Origin of the sequence: Psychrobacter sp. NPDC078501, assembly GCF_044900935.1 — a bacterium.
In the GTDB taxonomy this organism is placed as follows: domain Bacteria; phylum Pseudomonadota; class Gammaproteobacteria; order Pseudomonadales; family Moraxellaceae; genus Psychrobacter.
Genome location: NZ_JBJDOS010000002.1, coordinates 43,935 through 69,645, shown reverse-complemented (window position 1 = coordinate 69,645; position 25,711 = coordinate 43,935). Strand labels below are relative to the sequence as shown.

The window sequence follows — 25,711 nt, the reverse complement described above, 5'->3', positions numbered from 1 at the left end:
TAATCAAGACAAAATATATGACTGAGTACTGCGCCTGCTCATTTGTTCTGTTATAATTTGTAGTGCAATAACAAAGACTACCTGCGTATAAATGACTGCATGACGATTTCACACCATACCCTTCTATGTGATTGAAACCATTTGCATTATCTTTTAGACTCACCGCACTTTGGTTAACCAACCTGCCCTCTTATTTTTCTTTTATTGACTCACTGACCGTTTGGGCTCTGATCTTCTATGAATAAACCGATAACTCCCAATACCGAACAGGTCAACAGTACCTTTACCAATCGTATTATCATCTTTGGGATTATAATATTGATTGGTTTGGGCGGTTTGATAACACGTTATGGGTATTTGCAAGTCTACGCTCATGATCAGTACACAACGCAAGCCGATAACAACCGTATCAAACTGATATCTGCGCCGCCTAGTCGTGGGTATATCTATGATCGTAACGGGGTAATACTGGCAGACAACCAGCCTGTCTTTACAGCGATGCTCAGTCCTGATGAGGTCGAAAACCCTGAGCGTACGTTGCATCTACTCGCGCCAATTTTTGATTTAACCGATACAGATATTACTGATATCTTGGCGCGTCTAAGTAAAAATAAAAACGACCCTGTGACGATTAAGATTGATTTAACAGAAGCACAGTTGGCTCAGTTTAGTGAACGTAAGCCATTCTTCCGTGGGGTCTCTATCCAAAGCAAGCTTACGCGCTCTTATCCTTATGATGAGCTGTTTGCTCATGTCATCGGCTATGTCGGACGTATCAATGACAAAGAGTCAAAGCGTATTGATAAAGACCGTTACGCTGGTACTGACTTGATTGGCAAGATTGGTATCGAAGACTACTATGAAGATATTTTGCTTGGGCAACCGGGTTATCAATCGGTAGAAACAGACGCACATGGCAATATTTTGCGTCAACTGGATACCAAGCCGCCGATAGCGGGTAACGATATTACGTTGAGCTTGGATTATGGTCTGCAAACCATCGCCCAGCAGCAACTTGATGGACGCCGCGGTGCAATCGTTGCGATAGATCCCAAAAACGGTGACGTCTTGGCATTTGTTAGTAATCCAAGCTACGACCCTAATCCTTTTATATCGGGTATCTCTTTTAAAGATTACGACGATCTGCGTGAAGATTTAGATCAGCCGCTGTATAACCGTGCACTACAAGGTACCTACCCACCTGGCTCTACTATCAAGCCATTTGAAGGTTTGGGCGGTATTCATTATGGTCTACGCGATTGGAACAGCACCATCTATGATCCTGGCTATTTTAGTTTGCCTGGAGACAGCCATCGATTCCGCGATTGGAAACGTGGCGGTCATGGCACGGTAGACCTAAAAAAATCCATCGCGATGTCGGTCGATACTTATTATTATAAGTTGGCTTATGAGATGGGTATTCAACGTCTGCACGACTGGATGGTGCGCTTTGGTTTTGGTGAAGATACTGGTATTGATTTACCTAATGAAAAATCAGGCATCATGCCATCACCAAAATGGAAAAAAGACACTTACGATAAGGACTGGCTACCCGGCGAAACCATCTCGGTTAGTATTGGACAAGGATATTTCTTGGCAACACCGCTACAGATTGCCAACGCTACAGCCATGACAGCCAGTAAAGGTCAGCACATTACCCCGCATCTATTAAAAAGCAGTGACGGTGCCGCGGACGTCAAAATCATCACTAAGCCAGATGGCAAAATCGACTACAACGGTAAGCCGTCCGACTGGTTGCGTATGCATGATGCGATGGAAAGCGTGGTAGAAAATGGTACAGGACGCGGTATCTATACCCCGCGCTATCGTATCGCTGGTAAAACAGGTACCGCACAGGTGAAATCTATCGCCCAAGGCAAACGCTATGACAAGTCAGCGATTGATAAGCGCCACTGGGATCACGCTTGGTTTAATGGTTTTGCGCCAGTAGAAGACCCGCAGATTGCCCTTGCGGTATTGGTTGAAAATGGCGGCGGTGGTAGTGCTGTTGCAGCGCCTATCGGCCGTGCTCTATTTGACTACTGGGTATTACAACGTAAAACGGATCCTGTGCTACCACCTTCTGCTGATGAGCTCAAAGTCATTAAACGCCAAAAGGCTTTTGAAAAAGCGATGCGTGATGCCATTCGTGATAAAGAAGCAAAAGCATTGGAAGAGAAAGAAGCCGCGGAAGCCGAAGCGGCAGCAGCAACATCTGAGTAACTAGACGTTTAAGTCATTAATAGTATAAAAAGCAAAACCTAGCATAGAATTGGTAAGCGAGACACGATAATGAAAAAAGCCTCAAATGAGCGCGCACCAAAGAATAACCGTAAGGCGAAAAGTGCGGCAGCGGGTGATGTGCGCATTATCGGTGGTCAGTTTAAGCGCCGTATTGTAAGTTTCATTGATGCAGATGGCCTGCGCCCGACCCCAGATCGCTTGCGGGAGACTTTATTTAACTGGCTACTCGCTGACATTCATGACGCCCATGTACTCGATAGCTGCGCTGGCAGTGGCGTACTAGGATTTGAAGCACTATCTCGCGGTGCGGCCCACACAACATTTATCGAAATCAATCCAGCACAAAGTAACATGCTACGTCAGAGTGCTGAGCAATTACGTCTTGAAGCTGCTGCTTACCAAATCATCACTGGCACTGCTGAGCAAGTATTGCGTCAAGAGCAGCTGACTGCGCGTCCTTTTGATATCGTATTTATCGATCCACCTTATGCTCAGGATTTATGGCAGCCTATTTTGACTGCGCTTATTACCAATGCCTTAATAAATACTGAAACACTAATTTATTTAGAAGCTGATAAAGATTTGTCAGCACAGCTTAAGCAATTGGAAGCGTCGCTAAATGAGAATTTAAACCCTCAATCAAGCATCACTCAGCAACCAATTGCTTTTGAATGCTTGAAACAAACCAAAGTCGGACAAGTTGTTGCTGGACTTTATCGTCTATCATCGTCATAATTGTCGGGTTAATGAAAGCCGTTAACGTATTTTACAAATGTTTAGAACCGCTAAAAACTGGCCGACGCTGCAGTTTAATGTATATAAGGCGAAAATAAACCCCAATGCAGCTTGCAAGCGTAGGCGCTACTGCTTATAATGTGCAGTCTGTTTTTTGAGAGCCCCGTTCCCAGCTAAACTCTCAACGAATTCTAATTTTAAGGTTTTATCATGAAAACACTTAGTGCAAAACCAGCTGAAGTGACCCATGACTGGTATGTCGTAGATGCTGACGGCAAAACCCTTGGTCGCTTAGCCACTCAAATCGCAACTCGCTTACGTGGCAAGCACAAGCCTTCTTTTACTCCGCACGTTGATACTGGTGACTTTATTGTTGTCATCAATGCTGACAAAATCACGGTAACGGGTAAAAAAGCACAAGACAAAAAGTACTATCGTCACAGTGGCTACCCAGGTGGTATTAAAGAAACCAACTTCAATAAGTTGCTTGCACATAAGCCTGAAGATGTTCTACACAAAGCAGTTAAGGGTATGCTTCCAAAGGGCCCTCTTGGCTATGCGATGATCAAGAAGCTGAAACTTTATGCAGGTACTGATCATCCACATACTGCACAGCAACCTAAAGAACTAGACATCTAAGGATATACTTATGGAACGCAATTACGGAACTGGTCGCCGCAAGACGTCTACTGCTCGTGTATTTTTATCAAAAGGTACTGGTAGTATCGTTGTTAACGGTAAGCCACTTGACGAATACTTCAGCCGTGAAACTTCACGCATGGTTGTACGTCAGCCATTAGAACTACTAGACTCTGCTAACGCATATGACTTATATGTAACTGTTGCAGGCGGTGGCATTAGTGGTCAAGCTGGCGCAATCCGCCACGGCATCACACGTGCATTAATCGAAGCTGACGAAACTTTGAAGCCTGCCCTAAAAGCAGCTGGTTTTGTTACTCGTGATTCACGTCAAGTTGAACGTAAGAAACTGGGTCTACGTAAAGCACGTAAACGTCCACAGTTCTCAAAACGTTAATCAAAACTCTCTCTTATATTTTTGCTGCTGTTGTCTTTTTCTCAGAGCTTCAGTAGCAAAGTTAAATAAGAGTCTGGTTTTGCAAAACCTTATAAGCTGGTCACAGCTTATAAGGTTTTTTTATGCCTACTAATAGCGTGTTGATTATCTGATTGACTTAATCAAACAAGCTTTGTTTTATGGTGATAATCAACATGAGTGCTTTGTTTCGACACTACAAAGTAGAGCGTCTGTAGAAATTCTAACTTGCAAAGCATTACACGCTACCCCATCATATCAGTAACTTTTTATTATTTGCCATGATGCCTCAAACCGTGCTGCAGAAGGATATTATGAAAGCGCCAGAACAATTCGACCCTAGCAAGCCATCTGCCAACAGCAGCGTGCCGCCTAGCATCAAACAGTCGGCTAAGTCGCCTGCGATACCGGCTGGCACACCGACAATTACCCAAAATCATAAGCGTACAGCGCAAGCAGATAACAAGCCATTTCAGTGGCAGTTCTTATCACCAAAGAATTGGGGCATTTGGTTATTATTTTTGATAATGCTACCGATGATATATCTGCCGTTACGTTGGCAGTTTTGGCTAGGTCGTAAGCTAGGCATATTGATTTATAAAGCCGCAGGCTCACGTAGACGCGATACGCTAATCAATCTAAAGTTGGCTTTTCCAGAGAAGCCTGAAGCTGAACGTGAATTGATGGCCAAGCAAGTATTTGTCAATCAAGGCATTGGTGTGTTTGAAACGTTATGCGCTTGGTTCCGGCCCAATATATTTACTAGAACTGTATCCATCTCAGGGTTACAGCATATTGTTAATGCGCAAAATGAGCAGCGACCAGTTATCCTGCTAGGTGCACATTATACGATGCTAGATTTGGGTGGCCTATTATGTGCGCAGTTTTTCCCTGTAGACTGTATGTATCGTACGCAAAACAATCCTTTATTAGACTGGTTTATTTATAATGGTCGTACCAATATTTTTGGTAAGCAAATCTCTAGTCGTGATATGCGTAGCCTAGTTACCTCTATCAAAGCGGGACACGTCATTTGGTACTCTCCTGATCAAGATTATGGTCTCAAGCAAGGTGTCATGGCACCATTTTTCGGTGTGCCTGCCGCAACCATTACTGCATCGCGTCGCATGGCGAAATTGGGTAGCAAAGCACAGCCACCAGCTGTCATGGCACTGCATACTTATCGGCAAACGCCTGATAACTTGCCGCGTGGTAAACGTCCCCATTATCATTTAACAATTACGCCAGAATTAGACAACTACCCAAGTAAAGATGAAGTCGCTGATGCCACTCGGGTCAATGAAGTCTTAGAAGGACTCATTCGTATTGATCCTACGCAGTGGATGTGGTTCCATCGCCGTTTTAAACATGGGCCAAACGGTCGTACTGATATCTATAAGTAAGCCTTTATTCCCAAAAATACTGGTGAAGTTTGCTATACTTTGCGGCTAATATTTTGCATTTTAGCTATGCACTGATAATAATTTGATAAACAAAATAACGGATTTTCCATGAGCAATAACAGTACTCCTGACAATCAAACTTCTGATACTTCAACCGAAACTAAGCGCATCCTGACTGGTATCAAACCGACTGGTATTCCGCACTTAGGTAACTATGTTGGCGCGATTCGTCCAGCGATTGAGTCTATTCAAAATAGTGATCATGAAGCGTTTTTCTTTTTGGCAGACTACCATGGCATCATCGGCTGCTATGACCCTGCTATCATTCATGAATCGACGAGAGCTATTGCCGCTACGTGGATTGCTTGTGGTCTAGACCCAGAGCGTGTGACATTCTACCGTCAGTCAGACGTACCTGAAATTCCAGAACTTGCTTGGATTTTGAACTGCTCATGTGCCAAAGGTTTGATGAACCGCGCCCATGCCTATAAGGCAGCCGTTGATATCAATACAGAAAAAGCCGATGTCGATCCTGATCAAGGTGTCACCATGGGGCTGTTTGGTTATCCCGTGCTAATGGCGGCTGATATTTTGATGTTTAATGCAACCCACGTGCCTGTTGGTCGTGATCAAGTACAGCATATCGAGATGGCGCGTGATATCGCGGGTACTTTTAATCATCGTTATAAGTCGCTTTTCACGCTACCGTCAGCAGTCGTTGATAACGATATACCGCTGCTTACTGGACTTGATGGCCGCAAGATGAGTAAGAGCTATAGCAATACTATCCCCCTATTCGGTGATCCAAATCCACAAGTCAGTCCTGAAAAACAAATGCATAAAGCCATCATGAAAATTGTGACTAACTCACAGCTACCTGATGAGCCAAAAGATCCTGATGACTCAGCTATCTTTGAGATTTATAAAGCATTTGCGACCGCTGAAGAGATTGCTGATATGCGTGCGCGTTATGCCGCTGGTATTGGTTGGGGCGATGCTAAGCAAGCTTTGTTTGATAAGATTAATGACGAAATCGCGCCATTCCGTGCACGTTACGAAGAGCTGATGGCCAATCCAAAAGAACTAGAAGAAATCTTGCAGATGGGTGCGGATAAAGCCCGTCGCCATAGTCGTAAGCAACTAGATAAAGCTCGCCGTGCTATTGGTATCCGCCCACTTGCCAAACTCAAGTAACATATAAGTTATCGGTGGATATAATTTATGTCGGTACATAAATCTTTTGAGCGTACTCATTTTTTATCGTACTGCCAGTCTTTATATAAAACTGACAGTACGTATGACTCTAAACAAGTAGACAGACTCGATCGTCACCGCCATGTAGAGCCAGAGTCTGCTGAATTTTTGGCCAATATTGCTACGATAACTAAGCCAAATAAAGTATTAGAGATTGGTACTTCAACGGATTTTTCGACCCTATGGTTGGCTTATGGTCTACGTCATCAAGCTCAATATGACTTTATATCGTTAGACATCGATAAAAGCCGCAGTGACGCCGCTCTCCAGCATTTGAAAAATACGGGGCTATCTGACTCTGTTAGATTAATCGTACAAGACGCCCTTATTTTTTTAAATAGCAATGAAGATGTCTTTGACCTAATATTTTTGGATGCAGAGCGGCAGTTTTATCTGGATTATACCCAAGGTCTACATAACGCATTGGACGTCAGTAGTGTGCTTATTGTTGACAATGTCATCTCTCATCGTGATGAGGTTTGTGCGTTCTTAGCAGAATTCACCAATGATTCTCGTTATATTTGTCACACGCTAGATGTTGGTGCTGGATTATTTATGGCAGTACGCCAGGAACATTAAGTATTATGGATACATCCAACACCATTGCTCTGCGCATCTATCAGACGCCAGTACAGCATTTGCCAGAAGATCTATATGTACCGCCGCAAGCATTTGCTATTTGGTTAGAGCAATTTGCTGGTCCATTAGATTTTCTGTTGTATTTGGTCAAAAAGAACAACGTCGATTTGACCCAAATGCCTATTCTGCCCATCACTGAGCAATACTTAGCTTATATCGGTGAATTGGATACCGAGCACTTTGAATTAGCGGGTGATTATCTTCTTATGGCATCAACGCTTATCGCTATCAAAACCGAACTGCTATTGCCTGCTCCTGATACCCCAACCGATGAGCGTGACCCAAAAGCAGAGCTAATCGAGCGCCTCGAAGAATACGCGCAAATCAAAGTGGTCAGTCAGCGCTTAGACAATCTAGTACGTCTAGAGCGCGATGTGTTTTTGGCAATGGTTAGTATGCCTAATCAAGACGTTATGAATGCGGAGCTGCCAAGCTATTCACCTAACTTGCTGATTGATAGCTTATTTAAAATGCAGCTACAGCCCGACTATCAAATGCACACGATCAAAGTTGATGCAGTACCCCTTGCCGATCGTATTGCCAGTATTAGCAGGCAATTAAGTACGGACGGGGCGCGCTCCTTTTATGAGCTACTAGACAAGGCACAAGGTAAAATAGGCGTGGTCGTAAGTTTCGTCGCCGTACTTGAGCTTATAAAGCGGCAGTTGGTTGGTGTTGTCCATACTGAGACAGATAGCAACATCGTCAAATCTGTTTCTAACGATGAACCGTCTGATATGGATAGTGATCCTACCGCACTTACGTTACAGTGGTTAGCCTAGCAGGCTCTAAGACTGTCTCCTAGCCCATTCTCTATCAAAATCACAATATTGAAATAAGAGCATACTTTAAATGGTAGATATTGAAGACCCAAAGCAGCATGACGAGACCCAAGAATCAACAACTATGACTACATCTCCATCAGCTGAAGCGCAGCATGATTCTTTGGAAGAGTTGAGTAAACATATCGAGGTGCTGCTGCATGCCTCAGAGGCACCACTGACCGCTCACGCGTTAAAGAAACATTTGTCATTATCTACCAAAGAATTAAATCAGATTTTGGAAGTGCTGCAACAACGCTTAGATACAGGTGTGCTTAGGCTACATGAGACCGCCAGCGGTTATCGTTTACAGATATCTGATGACTACAGCAGTCTAATCCAGCGTACTTTTCCGCAGCGTCAGGAACGTTTGAGCCAAGCCTTACTTGAAACCCTAAGTGTCATTGCATACAAGCAACCTGTGACACGCAGTGATATCGAGCATGTGCGCGGAGTGACATTATCGAGCAATATACTGCGCCAGTTATTTGATAAAGGATGGATTGTAGAGAAAGGTTTTAAAGATACTCTGGGCCGTCCTGCATTGCTGCATACTACTGCGCAGTTTTTAGATGCGTTTGGATTAAGCCATCTAGATGAATTACCACCTATGCCAGATATGGAAACTATACGAGCCATGTCTTAAATTTTCTGTTAAACAAAATATAGTTACTCACACAAAAAAGGACAGACCGCATAGGATCTGTCCTTTTTATTACGTTGCTAATTTTGAACTGATATCAAAACCTAGCAATATATTGGTTAATTACTGATTGATAACGTCAACACCCTTTGGTGGTGTAAATTTAAACTGACTGCTACCAATACTTGGGTTCATCTTGATACCGCTAAACTTGATAGAAGTTGTTTGACCCAAGGTGTCATTCAATACCATCATGACAGGTTTGCCACCACTAAAGCTTATTGAAAGACTTTTGAAACTTGCACTGTCTGACTTAGGATAGAGCACATAGTAGTTTTTGTTGTCATATGGCTGAGTGATTTTAAAGTTTTGATCAATCTTGCTTGGATCACCTGACAGTAGTAACGCTGGTGTATTACCTACTTGACTGTCAACATTCTGCTTAGTCGCTTGCTCTAAATCCTTGTCATAAACCCACATAGAATTACCATTAGCAACGATCAACTGCTCTGATGGTGACTTGGTTTCCCAGCGGAAGTTATTTGGACGTTGGACACTCATAGAGCCTTTAAACGTACCACTACTCGCGCCTTTGGTCGTTTGGCTAAAATTAGCCGTCATACTCTTGGTATTGGTCAGCAATTTGTTCAAACGTTTGGCAGCTGTTAGATTATCAGCAGGAGCTGCGGTAGCCGTTTGAGTCAATGCCATCATTGGCGCTGCGATACCTAGCGATGTCATTAATACACCTGCTAAAGCACCACTCATCAATTTTTGTTTGGTTGATTTTTTCGTAGATAAGTTCATCATAAATCCTCTCTAAAAAAGCATAATCGCTTTAAAGTTGTCGCTAAAAATAAAATATTCTATTGAAATTTTTGTTTTCTATAAACACTGATTTTACCAAGCTAAAACTGGTAACCATCAGCAATGGCAACAGTGTGCCAGTTTTTTTATTACGCGCCTAGTCATGATTTGCAATCTTTACTACGGCTGCCATACACGCTTGTAACCAATACAGTTACACGGTAAAAGTTTGCATTTAGAATTCTTAGCTATAATAATTATTATAATAGTGGCTTTAAAAATATCGCTCAAAAGAATTATTATTAATTTATATCACCCTACAAACGTAAAAAGCCCCTACTACCATAAGGCAGTAAGGGCTTTTTTAATTATCTGATCATTCTGTCCAAAGAATAAAACGATCTAAATAGATAATTATGCGTTTTCAACCGTAACATAACGACGGTTAAATTTACCTTTGGTCGCAAACTTTACAACACCGTCATTCAATGCAAATAAAGTATGGTCACGACCCATGCCAACGCCTTCGCCTGCGTGGAATTCTGTACCACGTTGGCGAACGATGATGTTACCAGCTGTGATAGCTTGGCCACCAAAGATTTTTACGCCTAGCATTTTTGGGTTTGAATCACGACCGTTACGGCTCGAACCGGCAGCTTTTTTATGTGCCATGAGAAAATCTCCTTGTTAATTTGACTTATCGCTGATGCGATAACTCTTAAGCATTTAGTGCGCTATTTAGCAATAATTGCTAAATGGATAATTAGGCATTAATCGCTTTGATTTTTAACAAGGTGTACCATTGGCGGTGACCTTGTTCTTTGTGATAATGCTTACGACGGTTGTGCTTGATGATACGGATTTTTTCGCCGCGACCATGCTCAACAACTTCAACTTCTACGCTAGCGCCGTCAACAACAGGCTGACCGATTTTGACGTTATCGCCGTCAACAACCATCAACACGTCTTCAAATTTGATTGTTTCGCCTTTTTCTGCTTTTAGTAGTTCAACTTTAAGCAATTCATCGACGACTACACGGTGCTGTTTACCACCAGTTTTGATTACTGCGTACATTGTATGACTCCGTTTAACCCGTGTGCCGTGGCTGATGTTATACCAACGCTTTTACGACGAACACGACAGGGAAAAATTAAAGGCAAGATTTTACGGCTTTTTGCTCATAAAAGCAAGCCGCGCCTCTTGTTTTTGCAAGGTGGTTACACTAATGACCATCTCTCATTTAGCTATAACGGCTGTTCATCAAAGAAAGTCGATAAACGACAATACGAATATAAACATGAGAAATAGTAATGATAAGTGATAGATTAAGCCCAACAGCGGCCATTATAACTTATGCAATCAGTTACTTACAGCCTTTTATGAATCATTTATGTGACCAATAAGCTTAAAATGCGCTAGAGAATATATCTGTAAAACATAAGATATTTCTTATCGTTCTTATTGTATCCAGTAGGCATAGTAAGCCCCACATATCATACGCCTGACCTACTTGTGCTATATACTTTAACCAACAATTTAAGCAGATAGCTATGCTATCATAAGCGAAATAATACCTTACCTATAGATAGATAAAGCCAAGGTTATATCAACTCTCTTTACTCTTATTAATATGACTATTTATTATGACTAGTACCTCTTTAAATAATACCGTGCCTGCCTCTCAATCGACGCCTAGCTATGCTGATATTCAAAGTATTGTAGCCAATGACTTTGAGGTAATGGACAAGCAAGTATTTGGCAGTTTGAACTCAAAAGTACAACTCGTCATGAGCGTCTCGCAACATGTGATCAATGCTGGTGGCAAGCGTATGCGTCCGCTGATTACCTTGCTCTGCGCACGTATGTTTGATGACAATCCATCAGAAAAGGCCATGCATCTAGCAGCTATCACGGAAATGCTACATACCGCTACCCTAGTCCATGACGATGTCATCGATGAGTCAGGGCAACGCCGTGGAAAGCCAACGGCAAATGCGACGTGGGACAACGCCACTGCTGTGTTGGTCGGTGACTATTTGATTGCTCGCGCGTTCAATCTGTTGGTTGGTTTTCAGAGCTTGCCGTTGTTGCAAGTGTTCTCTGATGGGACATGTGACATTGCTGAAGGCGAAGTGTTGCAACTACAGCATCAGCATAACCCTGCCGCGACAGAGGAAGATTACTTACGCATTATCGATGGCAAAACTTCACGCCTGTTTATGATGGCGACCCAAGGTGCTGCTATATTACAAGACAAGACAGAATATATGACGGCATTGGGCTATTTCGGACAGCATTTTGGTAATGCGTTCCAAATTATCGATGATGTGCTCGACTATAGTGGCGACAGTGAAGTGATGGGCAAAAACCTAGGCGATGATCTTGCTGAAGGCAAACCTACCCTACCGACTATCAAAGCACTCGAGCTACTCAAAGACAGCGACACTGAAGGCTATGAGCAGTTACGTATCGCCGTTCAAACGGGTAAGACACCAAACGCTGAGCAGCTGATTGAATTGGTACGTAGTTCTGGCTCATTGGCTTATTGTAAGCAGCGCGCACTGGAAGAAACCAAACTGGCACAAGAAGCACTGAGCACACTACCTGATAACCGTTATCGTACAGGCTTATATCAATTGACTAAACTCGCTAGCGCCCGACTAGTATAGTTAAAGCTGAGTCGTCTGTGTTATTAACTAATTAAGACGACTCTTTTTTTGACAGAATTTTTTAGCATGGCTTTTTAGCAAATTTCTTTAGCAATTGATAAATAAAAGCTCATAAATTAAAAACTACCCTCTTAAAAACTAGTGTGTCAGCCAAATCGTTACCTTTCTTTAAGTTTCATACATCTTTGCAGTACTATAATCGTATAAGGCTTTTTGACAGTCGGTCAAATTTTGATGACGTTTGTTAGGGACATAGCGATAGTTATTTTTTATGACTGTAATTAGGGGTTGCTAAAATTGTCATTTTGTTCACAAAGTCGATTTTCTGTCGTTTAAAAACCTTAGTTACTATAGGGTTTTAGATTTATAACAAAAGTTTACAATATATTTTGATACTAGGTTGTGCATGGTTCTATTAGCTGTTAATAGAGACGACGCTTACTATGACGGTAATCTATTAATTCGTAAACTGTAATATTACCGCTTTTCGGTCCAGCTCATATCGCAAACTACTTGACTGTGGGGTTACCCCAATAGTTTATAATGACTCATTAAATTTATTAATCCATTCTGTGGTTTGCTTAAACAATTAATGCTAAATAATCCTTTCGATACTTAATCCATATCGATGTCAGATTTTCTATTAGTCATATTTCGCTAACTGGATAATCTGAAACTGGAATAAATAATGCTAGCTTAGGCTATTTATTCTTTTTGTTTAGCATTAGCAAGACCCTTATATTCAGTACGCCAAACTTATTGATCGATTTTTATACTGTCACTATTTATATATATTGCCGAGGACATTGATGAAGCACTCTTATCTTGCGCTTGTAATAGCATCTGTACTATCTGGAGCTGTACTGGTTGGCTGTGACAACAACGAGGACGCCGCTGGTGAGCAAGCCGCACAGCAGCAAATGCCGCCTGCGGTTGTCAACGTTCAGACAGTCACTCTCGATACCGTCCCTCAAGTACAAACTTTTTCTGGTCGTACTGCAGCTTATCAAACTGCCGACGTCCGCCCACAGGTCAACGGTGTGATTGACGAAGTACTATTCCGTGAAGGAAGCAACGTCAAAAAAGGTCAGCCACTGTATCGCATCAACACTGACAACTATGCCTCATCTGTAACGAGTGGCCAAGCTGCCGTACAGCAATCACAGGCTAACTATCAAACTGCTGTGGCAAACAATGCCAATGCAAAAGCTGAGTTGGTCAGTCGTCAAGCGTCATTAGCACAAGCGCAAAATGACTTACAACGTCTGCAAGGTCTGGTCAGTATTGATGCCATCTCAAAGCAGCAGTACGATCAAGCACAAACAGCCGTGCGTACGGCACAAGCAGCTGTACAAAGTGCCGCCGCCGCTGTCGGTCAAACTCAAGCAGGTATTGAGAGTGCAAAAGCAGGCATTCAGACCGCAAAAGCAGGTTTAGAAGCCAGTACCTTAGATCTAAACCGTACAATCGTACGCGCACCGCTTACCGGTCGTACTGATCGCTCTAGCGTCACTGCTGGTACTCTAGTCAGTGCTGGTCAAGCAGATCCATTGGTGACTATTTCACGCTTAGACCCTATCTACGTCGATATCAGCCAGTCTTCTTCTGAATTGCTAAAGCTTCGTCAGCAGATAGCAGATGGTACTGCTCAGCCAGGTATGAACTCAGTTGAATTGGTACTAGAAGATGGTTCTGTCTATCCAGTACGCGGTAAGCTTGCACTATCTGAAGCCAAAGTTGATGAGTCAACAGGCGCTGTCACTTTGCGTGCTATTTTCCCAAACAGCAACAATATCCTGCTACCAGGTATGTATGTCACGGCACGTTTGACACAGAGTGTTATTACCAACGCAGCCCTTGTCCCGCAAAGTGCGGTCACTCGTACGCCTAAGAGTGAGACGCAAGTCTATATCGTTGACGAAAATAATAAAATCCAAGTACGTCCGGTCACCATTAATGGTACTTACGATGGACAATGGGTCGTCACTGAAGGCTTGAAAGCAGGTGACAAAGTGGTTGTGATTGGCGGTGCTAAGGTCAAACCTGACCAAGAAGTGGTCGCCAAACCGTTAGAAAGCGCAAATCCGGCACCAGCTGCACCAAATGCGACTAATACCAAAACGCCGCAGCAAGCCGCAAAAACGATGGATAAAAAGCCAGCTGGCGACGAGACTTCTACCAAAAAACCAACAGAAGCCGCTGCCAACTAATTCCATTCAAGACAGGAAGACTTAGGGATATACTATGTCACGTTTTTTTATTAATCGCCCTATTTTTGCATGGGTGCTGGCTGTTTTGGTCATGCTCATCGGGGTGATATCCGTTCTTAATCTACCGATTGAACAATATCCACGTATCGCACCACCAACGATTTCAGTTAGTGCAAGCTATCCTGGTGCCAATGCGCAAACCGTAGAAAACTCAGTAGTACAGATCATTGAGCAGCGTATGAAAGGCCTAGATGGCCTGATGTATATGTCATCGTCGAGCTCGTCGAATGGTAGTGCGTCAGTGACGCTAACCTTTGAAAATGGTACCGACTCTGATACTGCGCAAGTACAAGTACAGAATAAACTACAAGCCGCGATGAGCTCGCTACCTGAATCAGTGCAGCGTCAAGGTGTCAACGTCAATAAATCATCTAGCAGTTTTATGATGGTACAGGCGTTTATCTCTGAAGACGGCAATATGGATCGGTCTGATATTGCCGATTATATTAACTCTAACGTCCTCGATTCGATCAGTCGTGTCGAAGGTGTGGGTGACGTTCAGGTCTTTGGTTCTACTTATGCGATGCGTGTTTGGTTAGACCCATCACGCCTACGTAGCTACAACATGATACCTTCAGATGTCGTCAATGCGATACGAGCACAGAATGCTCAGGTATCTGCTGGTCAATTGGGGCAAGCACCTGCCGACACAGACAAACAAGTTATCAACGCCACTGTTACTGTTCAAAGCTATCTACAAACGCCTGAAGAGTTCAAAAACATTCTACTAAAAACGGATACTTCTGGTGCGCAAGTACGTTTGGGCGATGTAGCAGATGTCGAAATCGGTAGTGAAAACTATAGTATTTTGTCTTTATATAATGGACAAGAAGCCGCTGGTCTAGGTATTTCGCTTGCGGGTGGTGCTAACGCGCTTGAAACTCGCGAAGCGGTTGCCACGCGTATGGCAGAGCTGGAGCAAAACTTCCCAACAGGTCTAGCATCAGTTGTTCCTTATGACACAACGCCATTCGTGAAGCTTTCTATCGAGCAAGTAGTACATACACTTATTGAGGCTATTGTCTTAGTATTTATCGTCATGTTCATTTTCTTACAGAACTGGCGCGCAACCATTATTCCAACGCTTGCAGTACCTGTGGTTCTATTAGGTACCTTTGCAGTGCTATACGTTGCTGGCTTTAGTATCAACGTATTGACCATGTTTGCCATGGTATTGTCCATCGGTCTACTGGTCGATGATGCGATCGTCGTCGTAGAGAACGTCGAGCGAATACTAGAAGAAGATCCTCACATCTCTATCAAAGACGCAACTATCCAGTCGATGGGTGAAATCAGTAAAATCGTTATTGGTATTGCGCTTATCTTGTCCGCAGTATTCGTACCGATGGCCTTCTTTGGTGGCTCAACAGGTGTGATTTATCGTCAGTTCTCTATTACGCTGATTACCAGCATGGTGCTCTCTGCCATGGTCGCGCTTGTATTCACCCCTGCCCTATGTGTGACATTGCTAAAACGTGGCAAAAGTCATGAAAAAGGCAGTACCGAAAAGCAAAAAGGCTTCTTTGGTTGGTTCAACCGCGGCTTCTTCAAACTTAGCCGTTCTTACGAAAACTTTGTAGGCAAAAGTATTCGTTTTAAATGGTTATATATGATCGGCTACGCAGCCATCATCGGTATCATGGCGGTCGTGTTCTTACGTATTCCAGGCTCGTTTTTACCAGAAGAAGATCAAGGTATTATGTTTACCTTGGTTCAGCTTCCGGCTGGCTCTACGTTAGATGAGACGCAGGACGTATTGGATAAAGTCAGAAACTATTACGATACCCAAGAAACCGATAATATCGCTTCGGTCTTTACCATTGCAGGCTTTAGTTTTGCAGGTCAAGGTCAGAATATGGGTCTGGCGTTTGTGCGCTTATCAGACTGGGAGGAACGCTCGGGCGATGAAAACACCGCTCAAGCTGTCGCTGGTCGAGCAATGGGGTACTTCTTTACGCAGCTAAACGAGGCACAAGTATTTGCCATCGTCCCACCTGCGATTACTGAGCTTGGTAATGCCAGTGGTTTTGACTTAATGATTCAGGACAGTGGCAACCTCGGACATGACGGGCTACTTGAAGCTCGAAACATGCTCTTAGGTATGGCCGCACAGAACGATCAAGTGGCTGGCGTACGTCCTAACGGTCAAGAAGACTCGCCACAACTTAAAATAAATATCAATCAAGAACAAGCGGCGGCTTATGGCCTGTCACTAAGCAATATCAATAGCGTTATCTCAACAGCGTGGGGCTCAAGCTACGTTAATGACTTTATCGATCGTGGCCGTATCAAACGCGTCTATGTACAAGGTGAAGCCAGTAGCCGTACCAACCCTGATGATATTGGTAAATGGTATGTACGAAATGACATGAATGATATGATTTCGTTCGATGCATTCTCTAGTAGTGAGTGGCAGTCAGGCTCACCGCGTCTTACTCGTTACAACAGCCTACCGTCAATGAACATCCAAGGTAGCGCCGCACCAGGACTAAGTACTGGTGAAGCAATGAGCTCGATGGAAGCGATGATAGACAAGCTACCTGAGGGTATCAGTTATGAGTGGACAGGCATGTCATTGGAAGAGCAAAAATCAGGTGCCCAAGCGCCGATGCTTTATGCGCTTTCAATCCTAGTTGTCTTCTTATGTTTGGCGGCTTTGTATGAGAGCTGGTCGATTCCTTTCTCTGTGTTACTAGTGATTCCACTTGGCGTATTGGGTGCAGTGATATTTACCTGGCTACGTGGTTTTGCCAATGATATCTACTTGCAAGTTGGTCTACTGACTGTCGTTGGTCTGTCCGCCAAAAACGCCATTTTGATTATTGAATTTGCGAAAGAACACCAAGAAGAAGGTTACAGTCTCAGAGAGGCCGTCATGACCGCAGCACGCCAGCGTTTGCGTCCGATTATCATGACCTCACTTGCCTTTGGTCTGGGTGTTGTGCCATTATTCTTGGCGAATGGGCCAGGTTCAGGCAGTCAAAACGCTATTGGTACTAGTGTTGTTGGTGGGGTAATCACAGCAACCCTCTTAGGTATCTTCTTTATCCCAATGTTCTATATCTGGGTGCGTAGTGCGTTCCCGCATAAATATGAGAACAACACACCCAATGATAAAGATGGTGGCAATGGTACGCCTAACTCGCATAACCCAACACCTTCTGAGAGTTATCAGCCTGCAAGTCTTGGAGACAATACACAATGAGTGCTCAAAAAACATCTATCATCAACTCGTCATCGGTAGCTATTACAGCTATCGATGCGCAGCCAGCACTATCTCGTTTGCGCAAAAGCAGTGGCCGCCTGTTAGGGCTGACTGCATTGGCAATCAGCATGGCCGCTTGTAACACTATTCCAAAAGCGGATATGCGTCCTGTGCTAGCAGAGCCGAATATTCCTATGCAGCAATCTTACGGTGCATTTGATAAAGAGACTGTCAGTAGTGCTGACCAAGCAAGCATCGCCAGTCAGCGCTGGCAGAATTTTTATAGCGATGAGCGCCTAAAGGGTCTGATTGCTCTCGGTCTTGAAAACAACAAAGACTTTGAGAGTGCGCGCTTAGCTATTGAAAAAGCTCGTGCACAGTATCAGATTACCGATATTAATGACTTACCTGCTATTAATGGCAGTGCTGGTTATACTCGTTCAGCACAGAATCGTACTGATCGAAACGCTAGTAGTAGCTACAGTGTCAACTTGGGCCTTGCCAATTACGAGCTCGACTTTTGGGGTAAAATTTCAAGCTTAAAAGATCAAGCATTGCAGAATTTCTTGGCGACCACAGCAGCCAAAGATGCGACCCAAATCAGCTTGATTAGTAATATTGCCCAAAGCTACGCCAACCTAAGTTATAGCTTAGCGCAATTAAAACTGGCTGAAGCTACAGTTGAAAGCCGTGAGCGTTCATTATTTATCGCGGATAAACGTTTTGAAGCAGGTATTGATCCTAAGCTACCTTCACTACAGTCTTCTGCCTCATTAGAAAATGCCAAGCTTGCTGTATTACGTGCCCAGACCAGCGTTCTTCAATCACGCAATGCATTGCAGTACTTGGTTGGTGGCGCTATTCCAAACGAACTTATCCCAACACCTGCCGTCAGTAATATCACTAGCCAGCAGATATTCAATGCCGGTCTACCAAGTGAATTACTACGTTATCGCCCTGATGTACTACAGGCAGAATATAACCTAAAAGCTGCTGGTGCGAATATCGAAGTGGCCCGTGCCTCTTACTTCCCATCTATTAGCTTGACCAGTAGTGTGGGCGTCAGTAGCGGCAGCTTAAATGACTTGTTCAAAAATGGTGCCGTTGGCTGGTCGTTTGGACCTAGCGTTAGCGTCCCTATCTTTGATGCAGGCCGTTTAGATGCCAACTATGATGTGGCTCAAATCGAACGTGAGCAAACGCTTGCTAGTTATGAGAGCTCTATCCAAACGGCATTCCGCGAAGTGTCAGATGTACTTGCTACACGTGCGACGCTCGGTGAGCAGTTAGAGGCGCAGTATCGTCTGCAGGATAATTTTGAGCAGACCTATCAGATAGCAGATGCGCGCTTTAAAGCAGGTATCTCGAACTATCTGGACGTACTTGACGCGCAGCGTTCACTGTTCTCTACTCAGCAAGGTATCCTAGATTTAGAGCTACAGAAAATCGTTAGCCAGATTGAGTTGTACCAAGCGCTTGGTGGCGGTGCGAACCTTGATGTACCGTCTGTCATTCCTGTACCGCAGCACACTAACTTGGCACAGATTGTCACTGGAACTGCTACTAGTGCAAAAACCAAAGCGACAAATGCCATCAAAGCAGCTGGTTCAGCGCGTGTGACTACGCCGCAAGAAGCTGTAGCCATCAAGCAGTCGCAAGCGGTAGAAACGACTACTTTTAAACCGACTGCTATCGTCGATGTTAATGATGATGGTAAGAAGGATGCCGCTGTCGGCGTGGTCACTGAAGAGACTCGCTTCAATAATAATAGTGTTGAGCAAGTTCCTGTGACCCAGATTGTTGAGCCTTAAATGACCCAGCCTTAATCTGATGACGCAGCTCTATCATCATATTGACAGTCGATACGTACTATCAGCCCTACCGATTTAACGTGGTGGGGCTTTTTGCTTTTATTAACGTCTTTTGGTTATAGTAGGCTCACTTTATGTAAGCTCTCTTTATATACAGCCACTTATAAAGCACAGATTTTGATAAGCTAATTCTATAAAATACCGCTTATAGCGATATTATTTTAACCATGTAATATGATAACTATTAGGGCGTGTCCTCAATTCAATTGATCATATCTAAACGGGCTAAAAATGGCTAAATTTTGCCAAACATCGTTAAATAGCTGGTTAATATCCCGATATTATCTGCGCTATTTTCCTTGTTTGACGGCAATTTATCTCATTTTTATCACCATTTTTAAAATGAGGACACGCCCTAAAACAATCACAAGGAATTATTATGAGCTATACCTTTAACCGTCAATACCCTGCTACTCGCTTACGTCGTCTGCGCTACAACGACAATGTACGTTCAATGATTCGTGAAGTGGAGCTGCATCCCAAGCACTTTATTGCCCCTGTCTTTGTATTAGAGGGTGAAAACCAGCGCGAAACCATTGCTAGTATGCCGGGCGTTGAACGCTTGTCGATTGATTTGCTTATCAACTATGCCAAAGAACTGTTAGCAGAAGGTGTCACAACCATCGACCTTTTCCCTGTGATCGATAACGCCTTGAAAACACCAGACGGTAGCGCCGCTTATGACGAAAACGCCCTAACTGCACGTACGATAAAAGCGGTCAAAGATGCTGTGCCAGAAATGGTCGTCATGACTGACGTAGCGCTAGACCCTTATACCTCACATGGTCAAGATGGTCTACTTGATGACAGTGGTTACGTCATCAATGATGCAACCATCGAAGTATTGGTCAAGCAAGCGTTGGTACATGCGCGCGCCGGTGCAGATATCATCTCTCCTAGTGACATGATGGACGGCCGTATCAAGGCCATGCGTGACGCGTTTGAAGCAGAAGGTTTTGTGAATACGGCTATTATGGCTTACTCAGCCAAATATGCGTCTGCCTACTACGGTCCATTCCGTGATGCCGTTGGCAGTGCTGGCAACCTAAAAGGTGGCCATAAGAAACAGTATCAGATGGACTTTGGCAATCGTGCTGAGGCGCTACATGAAGTGGCTATGGATATCAACGAAGGCGCAGATATGGTCATGATCAAACCAGGTCAGCCTTATCTTGATTTGATTCGTGAAGTCAAAGATACCTTTGGCGTACCCACCTTTGCGTATCAAGTCTCAGGCGAATATGCCATGCATATGGCAGCCATTCAAAACGGCTGGTTAAGTGATGCAGTAATTTTAGAGTCGCTGATTGGCTTCCGCCGTGCTGGTGCTGATGGCATCTTGACCTACTTCGCTCTAGAAGCGGCCCGCCAGCTAAACAATGCCTAATAGTAATTACACTAACTTTTATAATGTAAAAACCCCAGCTACCTATTAGTCGCTGGGGCTTTTTTTGAATATCTTCTGATAAATAAAACTATAGACGTGCACGGTCATGTGTTTCATTAAAATCAAGCACTGGGCCAGTAGGGACAATACGCGTGGGGTTGATATTGGCATGACTGGTGTAATAATGCTGCTTGATATGATTCATATTTACCGTCTCTGCGATACCAGGTACCTGATATAAGTCACGCAGATAGCCCCAAAGGTTTGGATAGTCAACGATACGACGCAGATTGCATTTAAAGTGCCCAACATAGACAGCATCGAAACGAACCAACGTCGTAAACAGTCGCCAATCTGCCTCAGTTATAGTGCTACCTGTGAGATAACGCTGATGTGCTAAGCGCGTCTCAAGTGTATCTAATGCCGCAAACAGCTCAATCACGGCCTCTTCGTAAGCCTCTTGTGTGGTAGAGAATCCTGTCTTATACACGCCATTGTTGATAGTTGAATAGACAAAGGTATTGATATCATCAATTTCTTGTAATAACTCTGCTGGCACAAAATTACCTGCTAGCGCACCAATCTCATCAAAGGCAGAGTTAAACATGCGAATGATTTCAGATGACTCATTACTCACAATTGTGTTTGTTTTTTTATCCCACAAGATAGGTACGGTGACTCGGCCTGTATAGTCTGGCTTTGCCTTGGTATACAGCTCATAGGCATAGTCTGCATTGATAACTGGATCAGCAACGACGCCTGCACCTTCTGCAAACGTCCAACCATACTCACCCATATATGGATGTACTACAGATATCGGAATGATGTCTTCTAAGCCTTTAAGCTTGCGGTAGATAAGGGTACGGTGTGCCCAAGGACAGGCTAGCGACACGTATAAATGATAGCGGTCAGGTTCGGCTTTAAAGCCCTCAATACCTGTAGGCCCTGCGCTACCATCTACCGTTACCCAGTTTCTAAAACCAGCATCTTCACGCTGAAAGCGGCCGCCACTCTCCTTTGTCTCATACCACTTGTCTTGCCACTGCCCGTCTACCAAGAGACCCATGTTATTCTCCAACTGTTTTTAATATTTGTTTAACGCTTAGTCAGCATGACTGACTTTAAGCCATTATTATCATGACGATTACGTTGTTTAGGGAGATATCATACCAGTTATAAGGGTTTAATCATTAGCGTCACCCCGTTTATTAACAATAAAAACTAAACCGTTTAAATTTATTGTTTAGTAAATATACACAAAAATATATCTAAATAACTAATATAAGCCTGAATAGCAGATATTATGATAATAAAAGAGGTTTAAGCTAAAAAAGACTTGCAAAGTCTGGGAAACTTGCTAAAATGCTCAACCTAAATAGGCGTATAGCTCAGTTGGTTAGAGCGCTACCTTGACATGGTAGAGGTCGTTGGTTCGAATCCGATTACGCCTACCAGATTCGAAAAGCCCCAATCTTAAGATTGGGGCTTTTTTTTGTCCGTAAAATATGGGCTGTAGCGGAAAAGGAAACTATACGTCGATTCAAATTTCCTCTTTTCTCACTTTCAGCAAACGTCATCAAAAAACGTGTGTGCCCAAATTGTGCCTAAGTTGTGCCTGCTCTCTATTTAGCATTCCTTCCAGAGTAGCACTTTTGACCTCTACCCCAAATTATCTAAAACACTCTCAAGATTTATTTACTTCTCTTTATCTAGCGACTCGTTAGGTACATAAGTAAATAAATCACCTACTTCGATATCTAGTGCCTCACAAATTTTATCAATTAGATCTTAGACACTACGACTTACTAATTTCTGTTATTCTTTATTTATACTTATATTTTTTAAAGTAAACCATGCCATAAATATCTTCTGAGTTATTACTATGTTTAACTTCGATTTTAGTCTAAATGTTCTGGTGTATCATGCCTTTCAATTAGGTATTGCTTTCATATTGTCACTACCAATCGCGCTTAACCGTGAACTTGAAGATAATGGTGCAGGTTTGAGGACTTTTCCTTTAGTCACGATTGCTTCATGTGCTTTTATGCTAGTGGGCATGGACATTTATCAAGACGCCGATGCTGAGGCTAGAATTATGTATGGCATAATCACTGGAATGGGTTTTATTGGCGGTGGCGCTATCTTTAAAAATGAAAGTGGCGCAAAGGGTACTGCTACTGCGGCTGGATTGTGGAATACAGCCGCCATTGGGATATCGGTGGCGTATAGTCGCTATGAGATTGCTATCATCTTATCAATAGTTGGTTTTTTGATCCTACAATTCTCAAAACCTTTTAAACCAAAATCTTAACGATGCCACTCTTAGTCATTAGAATAGAGAATCAAACCGCGATTTTAACAATAACTTCATACTTACTTTGCATTGGACAAAGTTGTTAGTGGTTGAGCTCCTTTAAACCTTAACAAGCGTAAAGCATTGAGAGTTACTAGTACCGTTGCACCAGTGTCCGCTATCACAGCAATCCATAGTCTGGTAATACCTAGTAAAGTAGTGATTAGAAATATGAATTTTAGACCAAGCGCAAACATCACATTTTGATGAATATTGGACATGGTTGCGCGCGATAAGGCAATGAGATAAGCAACGTCTGTAACACGACTTTTTAATAATGCGATATCGGCCGTTTCGATAGCGACATCCGTGCCGCCACCCATGGCAATGCCCACATCTGCGGTTGCTAATGCTGGCGCATCATTAATACCATCACCAATCATTGCTATCTTGCTATTATCCTTCATCTCATTGAGCAAACGTAGCTTATCTTCGGGCAATAGCTCAGCTTTCCATTCTATATTTAAATGACTAGCAAGAGCCTGTGCCGTCAGATGGTTATCACCTGTCAGCATCACAGAGCGCACACCCATCGCTTTGAGCTGTGCCACTCCTGCCTGAGCATCCTCTCGCAATTCGTCTCGTAGCGCAACCAACCCAAGCACTTCGCAGCTCTGCTCATCGAACAAAACTGAGACCGTCTTACCCTCGTTTTGTAGTGCTTCAATTTTTGCATCTTGTTCTAGTGATATCGATGTTTCAGTGGCAGCATAAACCGGTGATCCAATGGCTAAAGGGCGCCCGGCTACCGTTGCATGTACTGCTTTTCCCGCAGTAGCATAGGCATTTGAAGCTATCGGTATAGAGATATTAGCGGCTTTGGTATGATCAATAATCGCTTTTGCCAGTGGATGACTAGAAGCGGACTCAACGCTGGCAAACAGCGCTAGTATCTCATTATGACCTTCAGATCCTGGATATTCGTGTACTGATTGCTTCTGTGTAAAGGCAATAACATCGGTCACCTGTGGCTTGCCTTTAGTCAACGTACCTGTCTTATCAAAAGCGACAATATTCACGCGACCAATGGTTTCTAAAGCGCTGCCCCCTTTGATAAGTAAACCGCGGCGTGTACCGACAGCCAATCCTGATGCAATGGCAGCCGGAGTAGATAGTACAAGCGCGCAAGGACAGGCGATTAGCAACAGTGCAAAACCACGATATAACCAAGTCGCCCATTCTCCGCCCATCGTTAGCGGCGGAACGATAATAACCAGTGCAGCGATAGCCATCACCGCTGGGGTGTAATAACGACTAAATTTTTCAATAAAACGAGCCGTAGGGGCTTTAGAGGCTTGCGCCTGCTCTACAAGAGCAATAATGCGTGCAATGGTGTTGTCAGCAGCTGTCTTTTGTACACGGATTTGCAGCGCTCCATCCATATTGATTGATCCTGCAAATACCGTATCACCTATCGCCTTGGCAACGGGAATTGATTCGCCAGTAACAGGTGAGTCATCAAGACTAGAGCTACCTTGAACAATGACACCATCAGCGGATACTTTATCGCCAGGACGTACCAATACCAGATCATCGACCTGCAACGAAGCTGCCGGAACGTCACGTTGTCCGCCTTGTGCATCAAGTAAAATCGCAGTCTTTGGAACCAATGATGCCAATGCTCTGATGCCAGCACGGGCACGATCTGCTGCCACACCCTCTAACAATTCACCGACGGAGAACAAAAAGACAACCGCTGCCGCCTCTTCAGCCTCACCAATAATAAGCGCGCCAATTGCCGCGATAGACATCAACATTTCAATTGAAAACGGGGTGCCTGTCATTGCCAAGGTCATAGACTTTCGGGCAAAAGGGAAAACACCCACAACGACGGCAATAGCAAATGCCCACATGCCATAATCAGGAAAAAGTAATGCCAACGCGTAGGCGACGCTCATCAAGACGCCGAGACCAACCACTTGCTTACCTTTTCTGGTTTGCCACCAACGCTGTTGCTGCGTATCTAATAGATTATAACTAATGCTGTCTGCTGCGTTTGCTTGATCAGTAGTGGCAGATATGCCAAAACCCAGACGCTTGATGGTCTTTTCAATATCGCTGTACTGAGTATCTGAATCAGGGGCAAGCGATAGCTCTAACTTTTCAGTCGCAAAATTAAGCTGTATGTCAGAGACACCAGGCATACGTTCTAATGCAGTTTCAATTTTTCTGACGCAACTGGCACAGTCCATACCTTCAATACGATATTGCATAATAAACTGCCTCATTATAAGAATTCATTTGATAACGCTATTGTGAACCCTCTAGTGGCTTCAGAGTCAAGGCCGTTTATATGCAATTGTATAAACTTGATTTACTTAGGGCTAAACCTTATAGTTACTTTAATGTTTTCAA

21 protein-coding genes and 1 tRNA gene are annotated in these 25,711 nt (G+C 43.6%); 16 read left to right on the top strand and 6 right to left on the bottom strand.

The annotated features are described in order from the left end of the window. The first annotated feature begins 237 nt into the window (after nt 1-237). From mrdA to scpB, 9 genes are all read left to right on the top strand, one after another. Complete coding sequence (gene mrdA, locus ACI2IW_RS03275) at nt 238-2,223, top strand: penicillin-binding protein 2 (protein WP_165597007.1); 1,986 nt, start codon at nt 238-240, stop codon at nt 2,221-2,223. A gap of 69 nt (nt 2,224-2,292) precedes the next feature. Then, complete coding sequence (gene rsmD, locus ACI2IW_RS03270) at nt 2,293-2,979, top strand: 16S rRNA (guanine(966)-N(2))-methyltransferase RsmD (protein WP_404692635.1); 687 nt, start codon at nt 2,293-2,295, stop codon at nt 2,977-2,979. Between the two features lie 210 nt (nt 2,980-3,189). Continuing rightward, nucleotides 3,190-3,618, top strand: coding sequence for a 50S ribosomal protein L13 (gene rplM / locus ACI2IW_RS03265; RefSeq protein ID WP_057761004.1), 429 nt, complete (start codon nt 3,190-3,192; stop codon nt 3,616-3,618). A 10-nt stretch (nt 3,619-3,628) separates the two neighbouring features. Next, a complete protein-coding gene (gene rpsI, locus ACI2IW_RS03260; RefSeq protein WP_021813618.1) occupies nt 3,629-4,015 on the top strand; it encodes a 30S ribosomal protein S9 in 387 nt (128 codons plus the stop codon). A 332-nt stretch (nt 4,016-4,347) separates the two neighbouring features. After that, nucleotides 4,348-5,436, top strand: coding sequence for a lipid A biosynthesis acyltransferase (locus ACI2IW_RS03255; protein ID WP_404692634.1), 1,089 nt, complete (start codon nt 4,348-4,350; stop codon nt 5,434-5,436). A gap of 108 nt (nt 5,437-5,544) precedes the next feature. Further along, the gene (locus ACI2IW_RS03250; RefSeq protein ID WP_404692633.1) at nt 5,545-6,630 is read left to right on the top strand and encodes a tryptophan--tRNA ligase; all 1,086 of its coding nucleotides are present in this window, start codon (nt 5,545-5,547) and stop codon (nt 6,628-6,630) included. A 27-nt stretch (nt 6,631-6,657) separates the two neighbouring features. Next, the gene (locus tag ACI2IW_RS03245; RefSeq protein WP_404692632.1) at nt 6,658-7,269 is read left to right on the top strand and encodes an O-methyltransferase; all 612 of its coding nucleotides are present in this window, start codon (nt 6,658-6,660) and stop codon (nt 7,267-7,269) included. Nucleotides 7,270-7,274: 5 nt separating this feature from the next. Next, nucleotides 7,275-8,111: a segregation and condensation protein A gene (locus ACI2IW_RS03240; RefSeq protein WP_404692631.1), complete on the top strand. Its 837-nt coding sequence runs from the start codon at nt 7,275-7,277 to the stop codon at nt 8,109-8,111. A gap of 124 nt (nt 8,112-8,235) precedes the next feature. Beyond that, nucleotides 8,236-8,796 carry an SMC-Scp complex subunit ScpB gene (scpB, locus tag ACI2IW_RS03235; RefSeq protein WP_404692630.1) on the top strand — a complete coding sequence of 187 codons (561 nt, stop codon included), beginning with the start codon at nt 8,236-8,238 and terminating at the stop codon, nt 8,794-8,796. Between the two features lie 120 nt (nt 8,797-8,916). Here scpB and lolA read toward each other — a convergent pair whose 3' ends face one another. The 3 genes from lolA to rplU all read right to left on the bottom strand — a co-directional run bounded on the left by lolA (nt 8,917) and on the right by rplU (nt 10,675). Next, on the bottom strand, nt 8,917-9,600 hold the full coding sequence (lolA, locus tag ACI2IW_RS03230) for an outer membrane lipoprotein chaperone LolA (RefSeq protein WP_404692979.1): 684 nt from the start codon (nt 9,598-9,600) through the stop codon (nt 8,917-8,919). A gap of 414 nt (nt 9,601-10,014) precedes the next feature. Next, a complete protein-coding gene (gene rpmA / locus ACI2IW_RS03225) occupies nt 10,015-10,272 on the bottom strand; it encodes a 50S ribosomal protein L27 (protein WP_021813611.1) in 258 nt (85 codons plus the stop codon). 91 nt (nt 10,273-10,363) lie between these two features. Further along, nucleotides 10,364-10,675, bottom strand: a complete 312-nt coding sequence (gene rplU, locus ACI2IW_RS03220; protein WP_057761012.1) for a 50S ribosomal protein L21 — start codon at nt 10,673-10,675, stop codon at nt 10,364-10,366. A gap of 569 nt (nt 10,676-11,244) precedes the next feature. Here rplU and ACI2IW_RS03215 point away from each other — a divergent pair. The 5 genes from ACI2IW_RS03215 to hemB all read left to right on the top strand — a co-directional run bounded on the left by ACI2IW_RS03215 (nt 11,245) and on the right by hemB (nt 21,003). After that, nucleotides 11,245-12,270, top strand: a complete 1,026-nt coding sequence (locus ACI2IW_RS03215) for a polyprenyl synthetase family protein (RefSeq protein ID WP_404692629.1) — start codon at nt 11,245-11,247, stop codon at nt 12,268-12,270. Between the two features lie 809 nt (nt 12,271-13,079). Then, complete coding sequence (locus ACI2IW_RS03210) at nt 13,080-14,480, top strand: efflux RND transporter periplasmic adaptor subunit (protein ID WP_404692628.1); 1,401 nt, start codon at nt 13,080-13,082, stop codon at nt 14,478-14,480. A 34-nt stretch (nt 14,481-14,514) separates the two neighbouring features. Then, nucleotides 14,515-17,745, top strand: coding sequence for an efflux RND transporter permease subunit (locus ACI2IW_RS03205; RefSeq protein WP_341609692.1), 3,231 nt, complete (start codon nt 14,515-14,517; stop codon nt 17,743-17,745). After that, nucleotides 17,742-19,556 (top strand): efflux transporter outer membrane subunit, encoded by a 1,815-nt coding sequence (locus ACI2IW_RS03200; RefSeq protein ID WP_404692627.1) that lies wholly within the window; start codon nt 17,742-17,744, stop codon nt 19,554-19,556. Before ACI2IW_RS03205 ends, ACI2IW_RS03200 begins: the two co-directional genes overlap by 4 nt. Nucleotides 19,557-19,995: 439 nt before the next feature. After that, nucleotides 19,996-21,003: a porphobilinogen synthase gene (gene hemB / locus ACI2IW_RS03195; protein ID WP_101206356.1), complete on the top strand. Its 1,008-nt coding sequence runs from the start codon at nt 19,996-19,998 to the stop codon at nt 21,001-21,003. A gap of 88 nt (nt 21,004-21,091) precedes the next feature. On the opposite strand, the gene ACI2IW_RS03190 is transcribed toward hemB, so the two are convergent. Beyond that, nucleotides 21,092-22,069 carry a glutathione S-transferase family protein gene (locus tag ACI2IW_RS03190; RefSeq protein ID WP_404692626.1) on the bottom strand — a complete coding sequence of 326 codons (978 nt, stop codon included), beginning with the start codon at nt 22,067-22,069 and terminating at the stop codon, nt 21,092-21,094. Nucleotides 22,070-22,380: 311 nt separating this feature from the next. Here ACI2IW_RS03190 and ACI2IW_RS03185 point away from each other — a divergent pair. Then, nucleotides 22,381-22,457 (top strand) — tRNA-Val (locus ACI2IW_RS03185). A gap of 241 nt (nt 22,458-22,698) precedes the next feature. On the opposite strand, the gene ACI2IW_RS03180 is transcribed toward ACI2IW_RS03185, so the two are convergent. After that, nucleotides 22,699-22,785 carry a helix-turn-helix domain-containing protein gene (locus tag ACI2IW_RS03180; protein ID WP_404692978.1) on the bottom strand — a complete coding sequence of 29 codons (87 nt, stop codon included), beginning with the start codon at nt 22,783-22,785 and terminating at the stop codon, nt 22,699-22,701. Nucleotides 22,786-22,885: 100 nt separating this feature from the next. Here ACI2IW_RS03180 and ACI2IW_RS03175 point away from each other — a divergent pair, with 100 nt between their 5' ends. Further along, the gene (locus ACI2IW_RS03175) at nt 22,886-23,314 is read left to right on the top strand and encodes an MgtC/SapB family protein (protein WP_290177554.1); all 429 of its coding nucleotides are present in this window, start codon (nt 22,886-22,888) and stop codon (nt 23,312-23,314) included. A 62-nt stretch (nt 23,315-23,376) separates the two neighbouring features. Here ACI2IW_RS03175 and ACI2IW_RS03170 read toward each other — a convergent pair whose 3' ends face one another. After that, a complete protein-coding gene (locus tag ACI2IW_RS03170; RefSeq protein WP_404692625.1) occupies nt 23,377-25,569 on the bottom strand; it encodes a heavy metal translocating P-type ATPase in 2,193 nt (730 codons plus the stop codon). Between the last annotated feature and the right edge of the window lie 142 nt (nt 25,570-25,711).

Coding starts and splice junctions, on each gene's coding strand:
- mrdA (WP_165597007.1), top strand. CDS start 238: ATGAATAAACCGATAACTCCCAATACCGAACAGGTCAACAGTACCTTT.
- rsmD (WP_404692635.1), top strand. CDS start 2,293: ATGAAAAAAGCCTCAAATGAGCGCGCACCAAAGAATAACCGTAAGGCG.
- rplM (WP_057761004.1), top strand. CDS start 3,190: ATGAAAACACTTAGTGCAAAACCAGCTGAAGTGACCCATGACTGGTAT.
- rpsI (WP_021813618.1), top strand. CDS start 3,629: ATGGAACGCAATTACGGAACTGGTCGCCGCAAGACGTCTACTGCTCGT.
- ACI2IW_RS03255 (WP_404692634.1), top strand. CDS start 4,348: ATGAAAGCGCCAGAACAATTCGACCCTAGCAAGCCATCTGCCAACAGC.
- ACI2IW_RS03250 (WP_404692633.1), top strand. CDS start 5,545: ATGAGCAATAACAGTACTCCTGACAATCAAACTTCTGATACTTCAACC.
- ACI2IW_RS03245 (WP_404692632.1), top strand. CDS start 6,658: ATGTCGGTACATAAATCTTTTGAGCGTACTCATTTTTTATCGTACTGC.
- ACI2IW_RS03240 (WP_404692631.1), top strand. CDS start 7,275: ATGGATACATCCAACACCATTGCTCTGCGCATCTATCAGACGCCAGTA.
- scpB (WP_404692630.1), top strand. CDS start 8,236: ATGACTACATCTCCATCAGCTGAAGCGCAGCATGATTCTTTGGAAGAG.
- lolA (WP_404692979.1), bottom strand. CDS start 9,600: ATGAACTTATCTACGAAAAAATCAACCAAACAAAAATTGATGAGTGGT.
- rpmA (WP_021813611.1), bottom strand. CDS start 10,272: ATGGCACATAAAAAAGCTGCCGGTTCGAGCCGTAACGGTCGTGATTCA.
- rplU (WP_057761012.1), bottom strand. CDS start 10,675: ATGTACGCAGTAATCAAAACTGGTGGTAAACAGCACCGTGTAGTCGTC.
- ACI2IW_RS03215 (WP_404692629.1), top strand. CDS start 11,245: ATGACTAGTACCTCTTTAAATAATACCGTGCCTGCCTCTCAATCGACG.
- ACI2IW_RS03210 (WP_404692628.1), top strand. CDS start 13,080: ATGAAGCACTCTTATCTTGCGCTTGTAATAGCATCTGTACTATCTGGA.
- ACI2IW_RS03205 (WP_341609692.1), top strand. CDS start 14,515: ATGTCACGTTTTTTTATTAATCGCCCTATTTTTGCATGGGTGCTGGCT.
- ACI2IW_RS03200 (WP_404692627.1), top strand. CDS start 17,742: ATGAGTGCTCAAAAAACATCTATCATCAACTCGTCATCGGTAGCTATT.
- hemB (WP_101206356.1), top strand. CDS start 19,996: ATGAGCTATACCTTTAACCGTCAATACCCTGCTACTCGCTTACGTCGT.
- ACI2IW_RS03190 (WP_404692626.1), bottom strand. CDS start 22,069: ATGGGTCTCTTGGTAGACGGGCAGTGGCAAGACAAGTGGTATGAGACA.
- ACI2IW_RS03175 (WP_290177554.1), top strand. CDS start 22,886: ATGTTTAACTTCGATTTTAGTCTAAATGTTCTGGTGTATCATGCCTTT.
- ACI2IW_RS03170 (WP_404692625.1), bottom strand. CDS start 25,569: ATGCAATATCGTATTGAAGGTATGGACTGTGCCAGTTGCGTCAGAAAA.